General features: G+C 70.8%; 15 protein-coding genes. 11 read left to right on the top strand and 4 right to left on the bottom strand.

Annotation, left to right across the window (positions count from 1 at the left end):
• A partial coding sequence (locus H5411_RS47685; protein WP_246369101.1) for a hypothetical protein occupies nt 1–756 on the bottom strand: 756 nt, incomplete at its 3' end.
• On the opposite strand from H5411_RS47685, the gene H5411_RS20815 reads away from it, so the two are divergent.
• The 9 genes from H5411_RS20815 (at nt 721) to H5411_RS20775 (ending at nt 9,519) form a co-directional block, all read left to right on the top strand.
• On the top strand, nt 721–1,305 hold the full coding sequence (locus H5411_RS20815; protein WP_246369100.1) for a tetratricopeptide repeat protein: 585 nt from the start codon (nt 721–723) through the stop codon (nt 1,303–1,305). The two genes, H5411_RS47685 and H5411_RS20815, sit on opposite strands and share 36 nt — an antisense overlap.
• Entirely contained in the window at nt 1,298–2,275 is a 978-nt protein-coding gene (locus tag H5411_RS20810; RefSeq protein ID WP_183124729.1) for an HAD-IIA family hydrolase, read from the top strand. The genes H5411_RS20815 and H5411_RS20810 overlap by 8 nt, the downstream gene beginning before the upstream one ends.
• Before the next feature lie 16 nt (nt 2,276–2,291).
• Nucleotides 2,292–2,498, top strand: coding sequence for a hypothetical protein (locus H5411_RS20805; RefSeq protein ID WP_009079580.1), 207 nt, complete (start codon nt 2,292–2,294; stop codon nt 2,496–2,498).
• 5 nt (nt 2,499–2,503) lie between these two features.
• Nucleotides 2,504–3,331 (top strand): TlyA family RNA methyltransferase, encoded by an 828-nt coding sequence (locus tag H5411_RS20800; RefSeq protein WP_312878486.1) that lies wholly within the window; start codon nt 2,504–2,506, stop codon nt 3,329–3,331.
• Nucleotides 3,328–4,248 carry an NAD kinase gene (locus H5411_RS20795; protein WP_183124728.1) on the top strand — a complete coding sequence of 307 codons (921 nt, stop codon included), beginning with the start codon at nt 3,328–3,330 and terminating at the stop codon, nt 4,246–4,248. Before H5411_RS20800 ends, H5411_RS20795 begins: the two co-directional genes overlap by 4 nt.
• A 96-nt stretch (nt 4,249–4,344) precedes the next feature.
• Nucleotides 4,345–6,129 carry a DNA repair protein RecN gene (gene recN / locus H5411_RS20790; protein ID WP_167442064.1) on the top strand — a complete coding sequence of 595 codons (1,785 nt, stop codon included), beginning with the start codon at nt 4,345–4,347 and terminating at the stop codon, nt 6,127–6,129.
• A 10-nt stretch (nt 6,130–6,139) separates the two neighbouring features.
• Entirely contained in the window at nt 6,140–7,288 is a 1,149-nt protein-coding gene (locus H5411_RS20785; RefSeq protein WP_183124727.1) for a DUF1266 domain-containing protein, read from the top strand.
• Nucleotides 7,289–7,390: 102 nt separating this feature from the next.
• Complete coding sequence (gene steA / locus H5411_RS20780; protein WP_101439400.1) at nt 7,391–8,575, top strand: putative cytokinetic ring protein SteA; 1,185 nt, start codon at nt 7,391–7,393, stop codon at nt 8,573–8,575.
• Nucleotides 8,572–9,519 (top strand): copper transporter, encoded by a 948-nt coding sequence (locus H5411_RS20775; RefSeq protein WP_183124726.1) that lies wholly within the window; start codon nt 8,572–8,574, stop codon nt 9,517–9,519. The genes steA and H5411_RS20775 overlap by 4 nt, the downstream gene beginning before the upstream one ends.
• A gap of 341 nt (nt 9,520–9,860) precedes the next feature.
• Here the strand turns inward: H5411_RS20775 and H5411_RS20770 are convergent, their stop codons facing one another.
• Nucleotides 9,861–11,738 carry a glycosyl hydrolase family 18 protein gene (locus tag H5411_RS20770; protein WP_183124725.1) on the bottom strand — a complete coding sequence of 626 codons (1,878 nt, stop codon included), beginning with the start codon at nt 11,736–11,738 and terminating at the stop codon, nt 9,861–9,863.
• A 382-nt stretch (nt 11,739–12,120) separates the two neighbouring features.
• Between H5411_RS20770 and H5411_RS20765 the strand changes: the two genes are divergently transcribed.
• Nucleotides 12,121–13,239: an acyltransferase gene (locus H5411_RS20765; RefSeq protein ID WP_183124724.1), complete on the top strand. Its 1,119-nt coding sequence runs from the start codon at nt 12,121–12,123 to the stop codon at nt 13,237–13,239.
• 4 nt (nt 13,240–13,243) lie between these two features.
• On the opposite strand, the gene H5411_RS20760 is transcribed toward H5411_RS20765, so the two are convergent.
• On the bottom strand, nt 13,244–13,954 hold the full coding sequence (locus H5411_RS20760) for an aspartate/glutamate racemase family protein (RefSeq protein ID WP_183124723.1): 711 nt from the start codon (nt 13,952–13,954) through the stop codon (nt 13,244–13,246).
• A complete protein-coding gene (locus tag H5411_RS20755) occupies nt 13,954–15,381 on the bottom strand; it encodes an NCS1 family nucleobase:cation symporter-1 (protein WP_101439405.1) in 1,428 nt (475 codons plus the stop codon). Before H5411_RS20755 ends, H5411_RS20760 begins: the two co-directional genes overlap by 1 nt.
• A gap of 136 nt (nt 15,382–15,517) precedes the next feature.
• Here H5411_RS20755 and H5411_RS20750 point away from each other — a divergent pair, with 136 nt between their 5' ends.
• Complete coding sequence (locus H5411_RS20750) at nt 15,518–16,198, top strand: GntR family transcriptional regulator (RefSeq protein WP_101439406.1); 681 nt, start codon at nt 15,518–15,520, stop codon at nt 16,196–16,198.
• Nucleotides 16,199–16,208 lie beyond the last annotated feature (10 nt).

The raw sequence follows: 16,208 nt of genomic DNA, 5'->3' as shown, positions 1-16,208 counted from the left end.
GAGGGCGGTTACCGCGGGGATCGTCGCGACGACCGCTCCGGCGGGTTCCGCAATGACCGTCGCGACGAGGGAGGCTACCGAGGCGAACGGCGGGACGACCGGTCCGGCGGAAAGCGGCCTGGCGGGGACCGTCGGGACGAGCGTTCGGGCGGGTTCCGGAAGGACCAGCGCGACGGTGGTTTCCGGAACGACCGTCAGGACGAGGGCGTCCGCGGGCGGCGTGCCGAGGTCGAGGAGACTTCGTCGGCTGCGGTCGAGGAATCCGCGGTAGTAGAAGAGGTGGCTGCGGGCGCTGAGCAGGGCGTCGCTGACGTCCAGTCGGGTGCGGGGGACCGGGCCGGGCAGGACGAAAGCGTCGAGGCCGCTGAGGGCCGGGAACCACGTGACCCGAGTGGCGAGCGCGCTGAGCGGGAAGACCGTCGGCAGCGCGACGACCGTGGCGATCGCGGTGACCGCGACAGCCGCGGAGACCGTGGCGGCCGCGAGAACCGGGACAGCCGTGGTGACCGTCGCGAGCGCAGGGACGACCGTCCCCGCGGCAAGCGGCCGGTGACCGTCGAGGAACAGGACGCTGCCCTCGCCCGCGAGCTGCTCGAAGCGCCGGAACTGCCCGAGGACATCGAGTTCTCCGACCTCGACGAGGAGGTCCGCCGGGAGCTGCGGACCCTGCCGAAGGGGCTCGCGGAAACCGTCGGGAAGCACCTGGTCGCCGCGGGCGGCTTGGTCGACGACGACCCGGAGGCCGCGCTCGAGCACGCTCGCTACGCGAAGACCAAGGCGTCGCGCGTGCCGATCGTCCGCGAAGGGCTCGGGCTGGTCGCCTACCACGCGGGCAACTGGCAGGAAGCGCTGTCCGAACTGCGCGCCGTCCGGCGGATGACGCGCAGCGACGAGCACATCGCGATCATCGCGGACGCCGAGCGCGCGCTCGGCCGTCCGGAGCGAGCCCTGGACCTCGCCAAGGAGACCGACAAGGAACGGCTCACCAAGGCGACCCAGGTCGAGCTGGCGATCGTCGCGGCCGGTGCGCGGCGCGATCTCGGGCAGCTGGACGCGGCGGTCGTGTCCCTGCAGGGGCCGGACCTCCAGGCGGGCAAACGCGACCCGTGGAGCGCGCGCCTGTTCTACGCGTACGCCGACAACCTCGACGCTGCCGGACGCAAGGAAGAGGCCGTGCAGTGGTTCCTCAACGCCGCCGAGGCCGACGCCGAGGACGAGACCGACGCCGCCGAGCGGGCCGCGGACCTGGCGAACGAGGCGAACGAGTCGAATGGTTCCAGCGAGCCGAACGAGTCGGATGACTGACCAGGCCTACGACGCACTGCTGTTCGATCTCGACGGCACCGTGTACCACGGGCCGCAGGTGATCGAAGGTGCCGCGGAAACCGTGACCGCCGTGCGCGAGCAAGGCACGGCGGTCCGGTTCGTGACCAACAACGCGTCCAAGGCCCCGTCGGCGGTCGCGGAGCACCTGCGGGACCTCGGGATCTCCGCGGACACCGAAGAGGTGCACACGAGCGCTCAGGCGGCTGCCGCGCTCCTTCAGGACCGGCTGCCCGCCGGGGCGAAGGTGCTCATCGTCGGCACCGCCGCGCTCGGCGACCAGATCGCCGCGGTCGGGCTGGAACCGGTGCGGACCGCGGGCGACGGCGTTTCCGCGGTGGTGCAAGGACATTCGCCGGAAACCGGATGGGCGGACCTCGCCGAGGCGAGCATCGTGATCCGGGCGGGCGGGCTGTGGGTCGCCACGAACACCGACAGCACGCTGCCCACCGAGCGCGGGCTGATGCCGGGCAACGGATCCATGGTCGGGGCGCTGCGGATCGCCACTGACGCCGAGCCGGTCGTCGCGGGAAAACCGCAGCCGTTGTTGTTCGAGACGGCCGCGCGGTCGGCGGAGGCGAAGCGTCCGCTGGTGGTCGGGGACCGGCTCGACACCGACATCGCCGGTGCGGTCGCGGCGGGGCTCGACTCCCTGTGCGTCCTCACCGGCATCGCGACTCCGGCGACGCTGCTCACCGCGATTCCGGCGGAACGGCCCACGCATCTCGGTGCCGACATCACCGCGCTGGCGCAGCCGATCGACGAACTGCGCGTCGGCAAGCGGTCCGGCTGGGAGATCAGCGAAGGAGACACGCTCACCGTCCGCGGCGAGGGCGACAAGTTCGACCTGCTGCGCGCGCTGTGCGATTCGGCGTGGCGCACCGGGGTCTCGCAGGTGCGCGCGGACGGCGACGCGGCCGCGGCGGCGGTAGCCGGGCTCGGGCTGGCCTGACTGGTAGTTTGGGGCTGTGCACCCGAACGTTCCGCGGCCGGTTCCCGGACCCCCGCCGATCCCCGGACCCGGCCCACAGCAGACTGACCCGCGGGCCGGCATCGACGAGGCCGTCGCCGGGCTCGACGACCTCGACACGCTGCCGCCCGCCGAGCACGTGGACCGCTTCGAGGCCGTGCACACCGAGCTGACCGTGGCCCTGTCCAGCATCGACAAGGTCTGACCGGCGTGGCCAAACGGGCCAGGCTCGACGCGGAACTCGTGCGGCGCGGACTCGCCCGCTCCCGCGAACAAGCCTCCGCGCTCATCACCGGCGGAAAAGTCACCGTGCGCGGCATGGTCGCCACGAAACCCGCCACCGGCGTGGAAAACGACGCGCCGATCGTCGTGAAGGACGAGGACGACCCGGGCTGGGCGTCGCGCGGCGCGCACAAACTCCTTGGCGCGCTTGACCGTTTCGGTCCCGAAGGGCTGACCGTCGAAGGCCGCCGCTGCCTCGACGCGGGCGCGTCCACCGGCGGGTTCACCGACGTGCTGCTGCGGGGCGGCGCGGACAAGGTCATCGCCGCCGACGTCGGCCGCGGGCTGCTCGACTGGAAGCTGCAGACCGACGACCGCGTCGTGGTCCTGGACCGCACGAACGTCCGCAACCTGACGCCGGACGTCCTGGGCGGCCAGGTCGACCTCGTCGTCGGCGACCTCTCCTTCATCTCGCTGAAGCTCGTGCTGCCCGCCCTCGCGGAATGCGCGCGCGACGGCGCGGATCTGCTGCCGATGGTCAAACCGCAGTTCGAGGTCGGCAAGGACCGGCTCGGCAGCGGCGGCGTGGTGCGCGATCCGGAACTGCGCGTCGAATCCGTGCTGGGCGTGCTCGCTGAAGCCGCGAAGCTCGGCCTGTCGCTGCGCGGGGTCGTGGCGAGCCCGTTGCCCGGGCCGTCCGGGAACGTCGAATACTTCGTGTGGCTCCGCAAAACGGGGCCGGAAGAAGCGGGCGGTGAAGCCGCCGGGGACGCCGAACCGCTCGTGCGCGCCGCAGTCCAGGAAGGACCCCAGTGACCGCCGAACGTGAAGTGCTCCTCGTGGTGCACCCCGACCGGGACACCACCCGGGAGGCTGCCCGCGAGGTGTCCCAGCGGTTCGCGAAGGCCGGGATCCGGCTGCGCGTGCTCGACGAGGACGTGCTCCGGCTGATCGACCCGGACGGCTGCATGGCCATGCCGTGCACGGTCGTCGCGCCCGAGCACAATCCGGCCGAGGGGGCCGAGCTCGTGTTCGTGCTCGGCGGCGACGGAACCCTGCTGCGCGCGGCGGAACTCGCCCGTCCGGCCGAAGTCCCGGTGCTCGGCGTGAACCTCGGCCGCGTCGGCTTCCTCGCCGAGGCCGATTCGGACGCGCTCGCCGACGCCGTGCAGCGCGTGGTCGACCGCGAGTACCACGTCGAGGACCGGATGACGGTCGACGTCACAGTCACCGCCGACGGCGCGGAGATCTACCGGACGTGGGCGCTCAACGAGGCCAGCGTCGAGAAATTCAGCCGCGAGCGGGTGCTCGACGCGCTGATCGAGGTCGACGGCCGCCCGGTGTCGTCCTTCGGCTGCGACGGCGTGCTCTGCGCGACGCCGACCGGCTCCACCGCGTACGCCTTCTCTGCGGGCGGGCCGGTGCTGTGGCCGGACGTCGAGGCGCTGCTGGTGGTGCCAAGCAACGCGCACGCGATGTTCTCCCGGCCGCTGGTCGTGTCACCCGAGTCGGTGATCACCGTCGGCATCGACCCGACCGGTCCGAAAGCCGCGCTGACCTGCGACGGACTGCGGACGTTCGACCTGCCGCCGGGTGCGCTGGTGCGCGTGGTGTGCGGCAAGCGGCCGGTGCGGCTGGTGCGGCTGTGGGACGGCGTGTTCACCGACCGGCTGGTGTACAAGTTCGGCCTGCCGGTCCGCAGCTGGCGCGACCGGCGCTCGGGAGACCGCTGAGCGCGACGCGCCCGCACAAGTGTTCGACCAGCGAAAAGAAGAGTTAGCGGACCTCGAACGCACAGAACGTCGGTGCGGGCCGCTACCGTATGCGTCGTGCTGGCCGAGATGCGCATCCAGGGCCTCGGAGTCATCGAGGAAGCCCTGCTGGAACTGCACCCGGGCTTCACCGTTGTCACCGGTGAGACGGGTGCGGGCAAGACCATGGTCGTCACCGGGCTGCACTTGCTGTCCGGCGGACGGGCCGAAGCGTCGAAGGTCCGGAACGGGATGCTGAAGGCATTCGTCGAGGGCCGGTTCACCGTGGGCGACGACGACGCGGCCGCCCGCATCGTCACCGACGCGGGAGCCGACGTCGACGAGGACGGGAGTGTCATCGCCCTGCGCACGGTCGCGGCCGACGGGCGCTCGCGGGCGCACCTCGGCGGCCGGTCGGTGCCGGTCGGGGTGCTGTCCGAGCTGTCCGAGCAGGTGATCGCCGTGCACGGGCAGAACGACCAGCTGCGGCTGCTGCGCCCGGCCGAGCAGCGCGCGGTGATCGACCGGTTCGCCGGCGAGGACGTCGGGCGGCCGCTCGCGGCGTACCGCCAGGTCCGCGAGGAATGGCTGGCCGTGCTCACCGAGCTGAGCGAGCGGTCCAACCGCTCCCGCGAGATGGCGCAACAGGCGGACCTGCTGAAACACGGGCTGAACGAGATCGACGCGGTCGCGCCCGAACCCGGCGAGGACGTCGAACTCACCGAGCAGATCAAGCGGCTCGCCGCGGTCGACGAACTCCGCGCGATGGCCACCGAAGCGCACGCGGCGGTGTCCGGCGCGCAGGACGGCGATCCGGACGCGCCGGGCGCGCTCGGCCTGGTCGGCGAGGCGGTGCGGCGGCTGGTGTCGGCGGAGGACTCCGCGCTGCGCGACCTCGTGCCGCGGCTGGAGGAAGCCTCCACGCTGCTGAGCGACGTCGGCGCGGAGCTGGGCAGCTACGTCGAGAATCTGGACGCCGACCCGGCGCTGCTGGAAAAGGTGCTCGCGCGCCAGGCCGATCTCAAACGGCTCACCCGCAAGTACGCCGCGGATGTCGACGGGGTGCTGGCGTGGGCCGAGGACGCGCGGCGGCGGCTCGAATCGATGGACACCTCCGAAGAAGCCTTGGCCGCATTGGCGTTGCGCCGGGACGAGCTGGCCGTGCAGCTGGTCGCGCACGCCACCGAGGTTTCCGCCGCACGCGGCAAGGCGGCCGCCGAACTCGCCACGGCGATCACCAAGGAACTGTCCGGCCTCGCGATGGGCCAGGCGGAGCTGGAGATCACCGTCGAACAGCGTCCGGCCGAACACGGCGACCGGCAGGCGCTGGCGATCGACGGACACGCGGTGCACGCTGGCCCGGACGGCGTGGACGACGTGGAACTGCTGCTGCGCGCGCACAACGGAGCGCCGCCTCTCCCGGTGCACAAGGCGGCTTCGGGCGGCGAGCTGTCGCGCGTGATGCTGGCGATCGAGGTCGTGCTGGCGCACGCGGACACCGTGCAGACGCTGGTGTTCGACGAGGTCGACGCGGGCGTCGGCGGCCGGGCCGCGGTGGAGATCGGACGGCGGCTGGCGCGGCTCGCGCGCACCCACCAGGTCCTGGTGGTCACGCACCTGCCGCAGGTCGCCGCGTTCGCCGACCAGCATCTGGTGGTGGACAAGGGAACCAGCGGCGGCGTCACGCGCAGCGGCGTGAAGACGCTCGACCAGAACGACCGGGTGCGCGAGCTGGCCCGGATGCTCGCGGGCATGGACGGCACCGAGACCGGCCGCGCGCACGCCGAGGAACTGCTTGCCACGGCGGAGAAAGACAAAGCGAAGAACGCCGGTGCGAAGCGCAAGCGCGCGAAGAAGGGCTGAGGCGGATCCCATGACCTGGGCCACGCTGGCCGATGTCGAAGCCGAACTCGCCCGCGCGCGGCGGGAGGACGATCTCGACCGTTTCCTCGAACTCCTCGGCGACGAGGAGCTGTTCGTGCCGATCCACCGGGACGAGGCGCAGCAGCTCGCGCAGGAACGGACCTGGTCGCCCGCGAAAGTGTGCTGCGCGCACGACGGCGAACCCTCGTTGCAGGTGTTCACCCGCGGCGCGCTGCCGGATTTCGGCGCGGACGTGGTGTTCCTCAGCGGCGACCTCGACTGGGCCACGCACGGTCTCGGGCCGGGGGAGCAGGTCGTGTTCAACCGCGGCACGCTCGGCGAATGGCGGGTGAGCGCGGCGGACGTGCTGCCCTGGGTCGACGCGAACCCGCACCGGGTCACCGCGGTGGAGCAACAGGTCGAGCGGCTGTACACGGCCCGGTACGGAGTTCTCGACGGTCCGGTCGCGCACGCGCTCGCGTGCGGCGCGCATCAGGCGGTGCTGTCGGCGGAACCGTGGAACGTCCTCGACGCGCGCTATCACGATTACGTCGCCGAGGTCCGCGGCCTGCGCGACTGGTGGGGCGTCGCCGACGCGGCGGGCTGGCGGGCCGCGATGGACCGGCTGCTCGGCGATTCCTACCAGCTCACCACCGGAAACCTGGTGCTCGTGCTGCGCGCCCGCAGCGGGCTGGCGCTCGACGTGTACGCGTGGGTCGGCCTGGTCCGGCAGTGGTGCGCCGAAAACGGCGCCGACGACCAGGTCGGGCCGCTCGTCGACGCGGTGCGCCGGATCGTCCGGTACGAGCAGCGGTTCCGCGCCGACGGCCTGCTCGCGCCGGACGGCGTGGTGGACAGCATCATCGGCTGGGACGTCGGGCGCGCGGTCGAACTCGCCCGCTGGGGCCTGGCGGTCGGGTACTGCGACGCGCTCACCGCGGAGCTGATGGTGCTGGAGGCCGGCGCGATCGCCCGCCGCTACCACGGTTCGTGGGCGGAATTGTCCACCGGCTACGTCCTGGGCAGGCTGCTCGCGCTCGACGGCGAGGAATTCGGGCCGGAATACGCTTCGGCCGCCCGGGTCCGGCACCGGCTGCTGAACGATCCCGCGAGCCCCTGGTCGACCCTCGATTTCGAGGCGGGCGGACCGCACAGTTAACCCCGGCTCGCCGCGCCGCGCGACACGGCTCACCACAACGAGTCATGTCCGCTTCGGCGCGTCGGCTCCGTACCCACGCACAAATTTGTCACCATCAGCCACATGAAGCTCACTGGTCTTCTCGCGCGGAACCAAGAAGCCCTCCCCGGCGTCATCGGTGTCGCGCGGGTCGACCGGCGCACGCGGGAGCTGCTGCGCCGGGTCAGCCCGGGCGACATCGTCGTGCTCGACCAGCTCGACCTCGACCGGGCCACGGCCGACGCGCTGGTCGCCGCCGAGGTCGCCGCGGTGGTGAACGCGTCGCCGTCGATCTCCGGCCGGTTCCCCAACCTCGGCCCCGAAATCCTGGTGGCGGCGGGCATCCCGCTGGTCGATTCGGTCGGTGGCGAACTGCTGCGCACCGTCAAGGACGGCACGAAGCTGCGCGTGCACGAGGGCGCGGTCTACCTGGGGGAGCGGCAGCTGGCGACCGGGGTCGAGCAGACCTCCGAAAGCGTCGCCGACCAGATGATCGAGGCCAAGGCCGGGATGTCGACCCAGCTGGAAGCCTTCTCCGCCAACACGATCGAGTTCCTGCGCCGCGAGCGGACGCTGATCCTCGACGGCGTCGGCGTGCCGGAGCTGAAGGTCCCGGTGCGCGACCGGCACGTGCTGGTCGTCGCCGCCGGGAACGGGCACGCCGAGGACCTCAAGAAGCTCAAGAAGTACATCGGCGAGCACCGGCCGGTGCTGATCGGCGTCGACGCCGGCGCGGACACCCTGCGCGCGCAGGGCTACCAGCCGGACGTCATGGTCGGCGACCCGACCGGGATCGGCACCGCGACGCTGCGCAGCGGCGGCGAGGTGGTCGTCCCCGCGCAGCCGGACGGGCACGCGCCGGGCGTCGAGCGGATCCAGGACCTCGGCATCGGCGCGGTCACCTTCCCCGCGTCGGGCAACGCCGAGGACCTCGCCCTGCTGCTGGCCGACGCGCACGGCGCGAGCCTGGTGGTCACCGTCGGGTTCCAGGCCACGCTGCGGGAATTCCTCGACCACGGCCGGTCCGGGTCGAACCCGTCCACGTTCCTCACGCGGCTCAAGCTCGGCACGAAGCTGGTCGACGGCAAGGCCGTCGCGACGCTGCACCGGGCCCGGGTTTCGCTCGGCGCGGTCGCGCTGCTCGTCCTCGCCGCCATCGTCGTCGTCATCGCCGCGCTGCTCGTCTCCGACGTCGGCTCCGTCTATCTCGAGTGGATCCAGCACACCTGGTCCACGTTCGTCGCCTGGGTGAAGGGTCTCTTCACGTGATTTCCCTGCGGTACCACATCGTTTCCATCACCGCGTGCTTCCTGGCGCTGGCCGTCGGCGTGGTGCTGGGCTCGACCGCGCTCAACGGTTCGCTGCTGTCCGGGCTCGCGGACCAGAAGAAAGACCTCGGCACCCAGGTGTCCGACCTCGAGGCGCAGCGCAACGCGCTCAACGCGCGGCTGTCCGACGCGGACGCGTTCGCCGGGACGATGGGCCCGAAGGTCGTCGCGGGCGCGCTCGACAAGCGCAGCGTCGTCATCGTCACCACGCAGGACGCGCGCCCGGCCGACCGCGACGCGCTCAAGAAGCTCGTCGGCCAGTCCGGGGCCTCGGTCACCGGCGAACTGCAGCTCACCAACGCGTTCACCGACCCGGCCAAAGCCGACCAGCTGCGCGACGTCGTCACGCGGCTGCAGCCCGCCGGGGCGAAGTTCCCGACCGCGGGCGATTCCGGCACGCTCGCCGGGGCCCTGCTCGGTTCGGTGCTGCTGCTGGACAAGGCGACCGCGAAACCGCAGTCGAGCGGCGACGAGCTCGCCGCCGCGCTCGGCGGGCTGACCGACGGCGGTTTCGTGAAGCCGAGCCAGGGCGTGCAGCCCGCGCAGCTGGCGATCGTGCTGACCGGAGCCCAGCAGACCGGCGACGGCGCGGGGGACCGGGCCGCGACGATCGCGCGGTTCGCCGCGCAAATGGACCGTTCCGGCGCGGGCACCGTGCTCGCCGGGGACCCCGGTTCGGCCGAGGGCACCGGTCCGATCGGCGTGGTGCGCGCGGACACGTCGGCGACGTCGATTCTGTCCACTGTGGACAACGCGGATTCGGCGGCGGGCCGGGTGGCGACCATTCTGGCGCTGCAGGAACAGCTCAACGGCGGTTCGGGCCGCTACGGCATCGCGGGCAACGCACAGTCGATCGCGCCGGGTGTCGCCGCGCCGAGGAACTGAGACTTTCGCCTCCCGCACAACAGCCGGCGGCGGCACCGGATTCCCTTCGTGGGTGAGGGGATCCGGTACCGCCGCCGGCTTGTGTGCGTCGTGGGCGGTGAGACACGGTGTGCGCCGGTTCTGTCCGTTGTGGACGATGCGGATCGGCGACCGGGCTGGCGTTGGCGGGAACAGCTCGACGGCGGTTTCGGCCGCTCCGGCATCGCGGACACCGCGCCGGGCGTGGTCCGCTTCGGGGAACTGAGACCTTCCGCCTCCCGCACAGCAGCCAGCGGCGGCACCGGGACCCTCGGGGTGGGATTCCGGTGCCGCCGCCGGTATTCACGCGCCTGCCGCGGGGGTCAGCAGGTGCCGTTGTCGGCCCAGACCGCCGCGCTGCCGGGTGTTTCGCCCCGGGTCCACCACTTGGCGGACCAGCGGTGGCCGATGTAGGACACCACCGCGCCGCCGTTGTAGGACTGGGAGGCGCTCCACGCCGCCGGGCACGCGGTCGTCGGACCGCCGCCGCCGGAGCAGGCTCCGTTGTCCGTCCAGACGTCCGAGGTGCCGGGCTGCTCGCCCTGCGTCCACCACTTCGCCGTCCAGGTGTGGTCGTTGTACGACACGACCGCGCCGCCGTTGTACGCCTTGCCGGAGTCCCAGGCCGCTGCCGTGCACTGGCCGCCGGGCGGGGTCGTGGGAGTGGTGGGCGTGGTCGGGGTCGTCGGAGTGGTCGGGGTCGTCGGCGGCGTGGTGGGTGTCGTCGGGGTCGTCGGCGGCGGGCCGGAGCAGCCCTCCGTCGGCGCGGCGAGCCCGTCCACCACGGCGTGGAACAGCGTCGAGTCGGGATCAAGGTCGTAGAGCGAAAACATCATCGCTCCGCCGAGGCCGTTGCAGTGGATGTAGTCCGTGCGCGCCTTGATCGACTGTTTCGACGAACCGCCGTAGAAACTCGTACCGTCGTAGAACCACGCGGATTGCGTTGTCGGGTCCCAGAACGTGTCCGCCGGGTTGTCGACCACGCCGGAGAGTTCCTTGTACATCGCGACGCCGGGCACGTTGCCGCTCAACGGATGCGGAGCGGACGGACCGGTCGCCGTTTGGTACAGCCCGTGGTTCGAGCCGGCGGGCACGCCGGTCCAGCCGCGGTAGTAGAACGGGATGCCCAGGGTCAGCTTCGACGCCGGGAACCCGCCGGGGATGCCGTACGCCGGATCGCCTTGCGTGTACGCCTTCATCACCTGGTCGATGGTGTACTTCTCGGTGCCCGGCGGGACGTTCGAGGACGGGTCGTTCGGCGAGGGGTAGAGCGGGTCCTGGAAGTTCGTCGGGCCGGTCTTGTCCCACGCGCCGTGCATGTCGTAGGTCATCGGGTCGGCGAAGTCCATGTACTGGTGGATCTTGTCGGTCTGGATCTTCGCGATCTTGTCCTGGCCGCCGGGCAGGGCGGCCGAGAGCGCGTAGTGCTTGCCCAGCGCGTCCAGCTGGCCGCGGAACTCGGCGAGCAGCGCGGTGAAGTTCTGGGTGTCGTTCGGGCTGTAGTGGTTGCCCGTGTGCCCGCCGGGGTGCGCCGGGTACTCCCAGTCGATGTCGAACCCGTCGAAGATGTTCGCGGCGGTGCCGGGGCCGCCGAAGCCGCCCGCGGCCGGGATGTTGCCCTTGATGAACATGTCGATGCAGGAGCTGACGAACTTCTTGCGCGAGGCGTCCGTGGCCGCGGCGTCGGAGAAGTACTTCGAGTAGGTCCAGCCGCCGAGCGACAGCAGCACCTTCAGGTTCGGGTGCCGCGCCTTGAGTTCCTGCAGCTGGTGGAAGTTGCCGACGATCGGCATGGTGTAGGCGTCGGCGGTGCCGTCGACGCTGATGTCCGAGCCGAACGACTTCTGGTAGTCGGCGAACTGGTCGCCCGCGCCGTCGCCGGCGTTCGGGTCGTCCTCGCCGCCCGGGTCCGGCGTCGTGGCCTTGGTCGTCTCGAAGCAGGTGAGGTTGTTCGGGTCGATGTTCTCGAAGTCGTAGAGCAGGTAGTCGATGTTGTCGGCGATCTTGTCGACGTTCTTCAGGTAGTACGCGTTCTGGTAGATGCTCCATTGGTCGAAGTAGGCGATGCGCATCCCTCCCGAGGAGGGCGCGGGCGTCGCGGTGGCCGGGGCGGGCCGGGCCAGGATGGCGAGACCGGCCACGACCACGGCGGCCAGGGCGGCGCAGGCCACGGCCAGCGGTCTCAAGGTCCGGTGGGGCATGAGCGTTTCTCCCTCGCACAAGCGAAGTCCGCTCGCCGCACCGGAATGCGCGGCAAGCGTCGGACTTCGGGTGATCACTGCAGGAGCGGGGGCCGGCCCGGGTTCGAATGTGAACCAGCGCACAGCCGGAGTCAAGACTGTGGACTAGACCAATTTCCCGGCGTGGGCGGATTGCGGTGAAGTGTCCGGAAAGGCCCGACGAACGGCCTGTTCCAGGCGGGGCGAGTGGTCCGGACCACAGGTTCACCCGGACGGGTGTGGCTGACCCGACATCCGCGCCGCACGGCATCAGCCGGGTCTCAGGAAGATCATGGGTGGCTCACAGCCGCGGACGAGAGCCTGGCACCATGAGCGCCAACGACCCCGGGAGCACGGCCGAACGATGACCACTACCGAGATCCCGCTCGTCCGTGCGGACGAGCCGGCGCCCGCCAGATCGCCGCACCTGCGTCAGCTCGATCTGTACCGGGTGATCACCTTCGCCCTGGTCATTCTCATCCACGTGATCGGCTCCACGACGTTGCCGCAGGACGTCGTCGCCGACGCGTTCCAGACGCCACTGCACCTGACCCGCGAAGCCTTCTTCGCGCTGACCGCGTTCGTGCTCGTGTTCCAGTACCGCGACCGGCCGGTGCAGCCCGGGAAGTTCTGGCGCAGGCGGTTCCCGCTGGTCGCCGTTCCGTACGTGGTGTGGACGGTGATCTACCGCGTCTATTCGCTGATCACCTCGGACCAGCCGTTCGGGTCGATCAATGCGCAAGTGCGCACGCTCGGGCTGGACCTGCTGACCGGGAACGCCTGGTACCACATGTATTTCATGCTGGTGACGCTGCAGGTGTACCTGCTGTTCCCGCTGCTGCTGAAGCTGATCGGCCTGATCCGCCGCCGTCCGTGGACCGTGCTGGCGTGCTCCGGCGCGCTTCAGGCGGCGGTGGCGGTCTTCATGAGCTATCCGCCCGCCGCGCTGGGCTACGGCTTCGTCAGCAAGTTCTTCGCGACCTTCGTCGTCTACCAGTTCTACATGCTGCTCGGCACCGCGGCGGCGGTGCACTTCGAGGCGATGCACGCTTGGCTGCGCACGCATTCGCGCTGGGTGCTGCTGGCGATGGCGGGCGGGCTGGCCGTCGCGGAGACCGGCTATTTCGTGAGTGTCCACTTCGGAGAGTGGCCGGAGATGGCGTCGGACGCCTTCCGCCCGTACCTGATCCCGTGGTTCGTCGCGGTGATCGCCGGGATTTACCTCGCGGGCGCGCGCTGGGCGGAGGGCAGGCAGCGCGGCGGGCGGTTCGTGTCCTGGGCGGTGAACCGGTCGTTCGCGGTGTTCCTGACCCACCCGATCGCGATCGCGCTGCTGGACCCGCTGTTCGTCTTCGTCGGCGACCGGTACGGCGCGCCGTGGACGACGCTGGTGGCGTACCCGGCGACAGTGGCGCTGACCTTCGGGATCGTCGAGGTGCTGAGGCGGCTGCCGTGGAGCAAGGCGCTGACCGGGCGCGCCTGAACGGTCATTCGCCGGGCCAGGCCCGGTGTTTCTCGATCGGACGGGCGTAGGACCCGGCCCGGCTGGTGCGCAATCCCAGCGCCACCAGCGATTCCGCGAGCCGGACCGCGGCCGCGACGCCGTCGACCACCGGAACGTCGAGCATCGCTGACATCTTGCGGTCCAGCCCGGTCATCCCGGCGCAGCCGAGCACGAGCACCTCGGCTCCGGCGTCGCGGGCCCGCAACCCGGCGGTGAGCAGCGCGGATTCGGTTCGTTCCTCGTCGCGAAGCTCCAGCACGCTCAGCCCGGTCCCGACGACCGCGACGCAGTTCCGGTCCACTCCGGCGGAGTGCAGGCTGTCCTCGATCAGTCCGCAGGTGCGGTCGAGCGTCGTCACCACTCCGTACCGGCGGCCGAGCAGCCCGGCCAGATGCGCCGCGGCCTCGGTGATGTCGACGACCGGCACGTCCAGCAGTTCCCGCGCGCCCTCTCGGCCGTGCTCGCCGAACCCGGCGAGCACGACCGCGTCGAACGTTTCCTCGGTGGTGCGCAACAGGTCCAGCACCGCCGCGGCGGACAGGAAGCTGTCCAGCCAGCCTTCGGCCGATTCCGGGCCCCACTTCGGCGTCCGGGCGACGATCTCGGTGCCGGGGCTGGCCGCCGCCCGTGCCCCGGTCTCGATCTCCTTAGTCATGGCCTCGGTGGTGTTGCAGTTGGTGACGAGGATCCGCATCAAGCCCTCCGCTGGCGGTACGAAACGGCGTAGTAGAGCAGCCCGGCGCTGGCGGTGCCGAGGAACCAGGAGTACGGCGCGGCCGGCGCGAAGAACGGCACCAGCGCGACTACCGCGGACAGCACGGCGCACGGGAAGAAAGCCGCCATCGCGCGCGGATTCACCTTGGGGTACTTGCCGTCGCGCACGAACAGTTGCTCGACGTCGACCTTGCCGCGGCGGATCAGGTAGTAGTCGACGATCATGATCCCGAACAGCGGCCCGAGGAACGCACCGAGCCCGCCGAGGAAATAGTTGACCACCACCGGCGACGAGTAGAGCTTCCACGGCAGCACGCACAGCGCGGCGACGGCGCTGATCATGCCGCCGACGGTGAACGAGATCCGCTTGGGCCAGATGTTGGCCAGGTCGTAGGCGGGGGAGACGAAGTTCGCGACGATGTTCACGCCCATGGTGGCGATGGCGAAGGTCAGCGCGCCGATGATCAGCACCGGGGTGTTGTGCACGCGGGCGAGCAGTTCGGCCGGGTCGGTGATCGCCTCGCCGAACACCTGCAGGCTGCCCGCGGTGACGATCACCGACAGCAGCGCGAACGCTGTCGAGTTCACCGGAAGGCCCCAGAAGTTGCCGCGCCGCACCGTTTTCTGGTCGGGGGCGTTGCGGGAGAAATCGCAGAAGTTGAGCATCAGCGTGCCGTAGGTGGACAGGATCAGCCCGGCCGCGCCGAACCACTGCCGCACCTGCTCGCCGCCGGACAGGTGCCGCGGGCTGCTGGTGAACGAGATGTGCCAGTGGCTCGCCGCGAGGATCCACACCGCGAGCGCGATCATCACGATCCAGATCAGCGGGCCGCACCAGTCCTGGAACTTCCGCACCGCCTCCATGCCTCGGGTGAGCACGAGCGCCTGCACCAGCCACAGTGCCACGAAACAGATCCAGCCGAGCGCGTGCAGGCCGAGGAAACTGTGCTCGGTCAACGGTTTCAGACCGGGGTCGATCGCCAGCACGAGCAGTGTGATGGCGACGCTGGCGAGATAGGTCTGGATGCCGTACCAGAAGATCGCGATCACCGCGCGGATCAGCGCGGGCAGGTTCGCGCCGAACGTGCCGAAGCTGATCCGCGCGACCACCGGGAACGGGACGCCGGTGCGCTGCCCGATCCGGCCCATCAGGTTCATCCCGAAGAAGATGATCACGAACCCGAACAGCAGCGCGGTGAACACCTGCCAGGCCGACAGCCCGAGCACGAACAGCCCGGCGGCGAAGGTGTAGTTGCCGAGGTTGTGCACGTCCGACATCCAGAGCGCGAAGATGTCGTAGACCTTCCAGCGCCGCTCCTTCGCGGGCGCGAGGTCCTCGTTCCACAGCCGCGGGTCGGGTTCCCGCTGGACGGTTGCGCTGGTTTCGGTGGACGGGGCGTGCGTCATTGCAGACCTCCGGTCGACGTGCCGGCAGCTTTGGTATCCCAAACTTGGAATCCCAAATATCGCCCCGCGCGGCTGCTGAGTCAACCCTCTTGCCGATAAACTCGGCGATTGTCCGGTACCGGCGAGAGGGGGACAGGTGGACGCCACGCAGCAGCGGCAGCCGCTCGCGGCGACGCGCCGCCGGGTGCTCGACGAACTGCGGGAGCGGATCCTGACTGGGCGGCTGAAGCCGGGAGACCGGCTGGTCGAGCGCGAATTGGCCGAGGATCTCGGGGTGTCGCGGGTGCCGGTGCGCGAGGCGATCCGCAGCCTGGAAGCCGAGGGGTTCGTGGTCGTGCCCTCGCCCCGGCGGGTGGTGGTGCGGCAGCTGGCGCGGACGGACGTCGAGGAGCTGTTCGACGTCCGCGAGGCGCTGGAGAGCCTCGCCGCCGCGCGCGCCGCCGAGCGGGCTGGGAAACCGGAGATGCGCCGGCTGGAGCGGCTCCTCGCCGAGTCCGCGCGGGTCACCAAGGGCGGCGACGGCGCGCGGATCTCCGAGGTCAACAGCAGGCTGCACGACGAGATCATCGCCATCGCGGGCAACCGCCTGCTCACGACGATGCTGCATCCGCTCGAAGGTCAGCTGCGGTGGCTGACCAGCCAGAACGAGCATTGGGACGAACTGCTGGAGGAGCACCGCCGCCTGGTGGAGGCGATCGGGTCCGGCGAGGTGGAGCGGGCGCGCGAGTACGCCGCCGAGCACGTCCGGGTCAACCGCGAGGTCACCCTGCGCGACCTGTTCGGGGACGACGAGCAGGACGAGCGTCCGGCGGGCTGAGCGGTGCGTC

It is taken from the genome of Amycolatopsis echigonensis (assembly GCF_014174495.1).
GTDB classification, from domain to species: Bacteria; Actinomycetota; Actinomycetes; order Mycobacteriales; family Pseudonocardiaceae; genus Amycolatopsis; species Amycolatopsis echigonensis.
The sequence above is the reverse complement of the archived record's forward strand: the minus strand, read 5'-3'. Positions and strand labels throughout refer to the sequence as shown.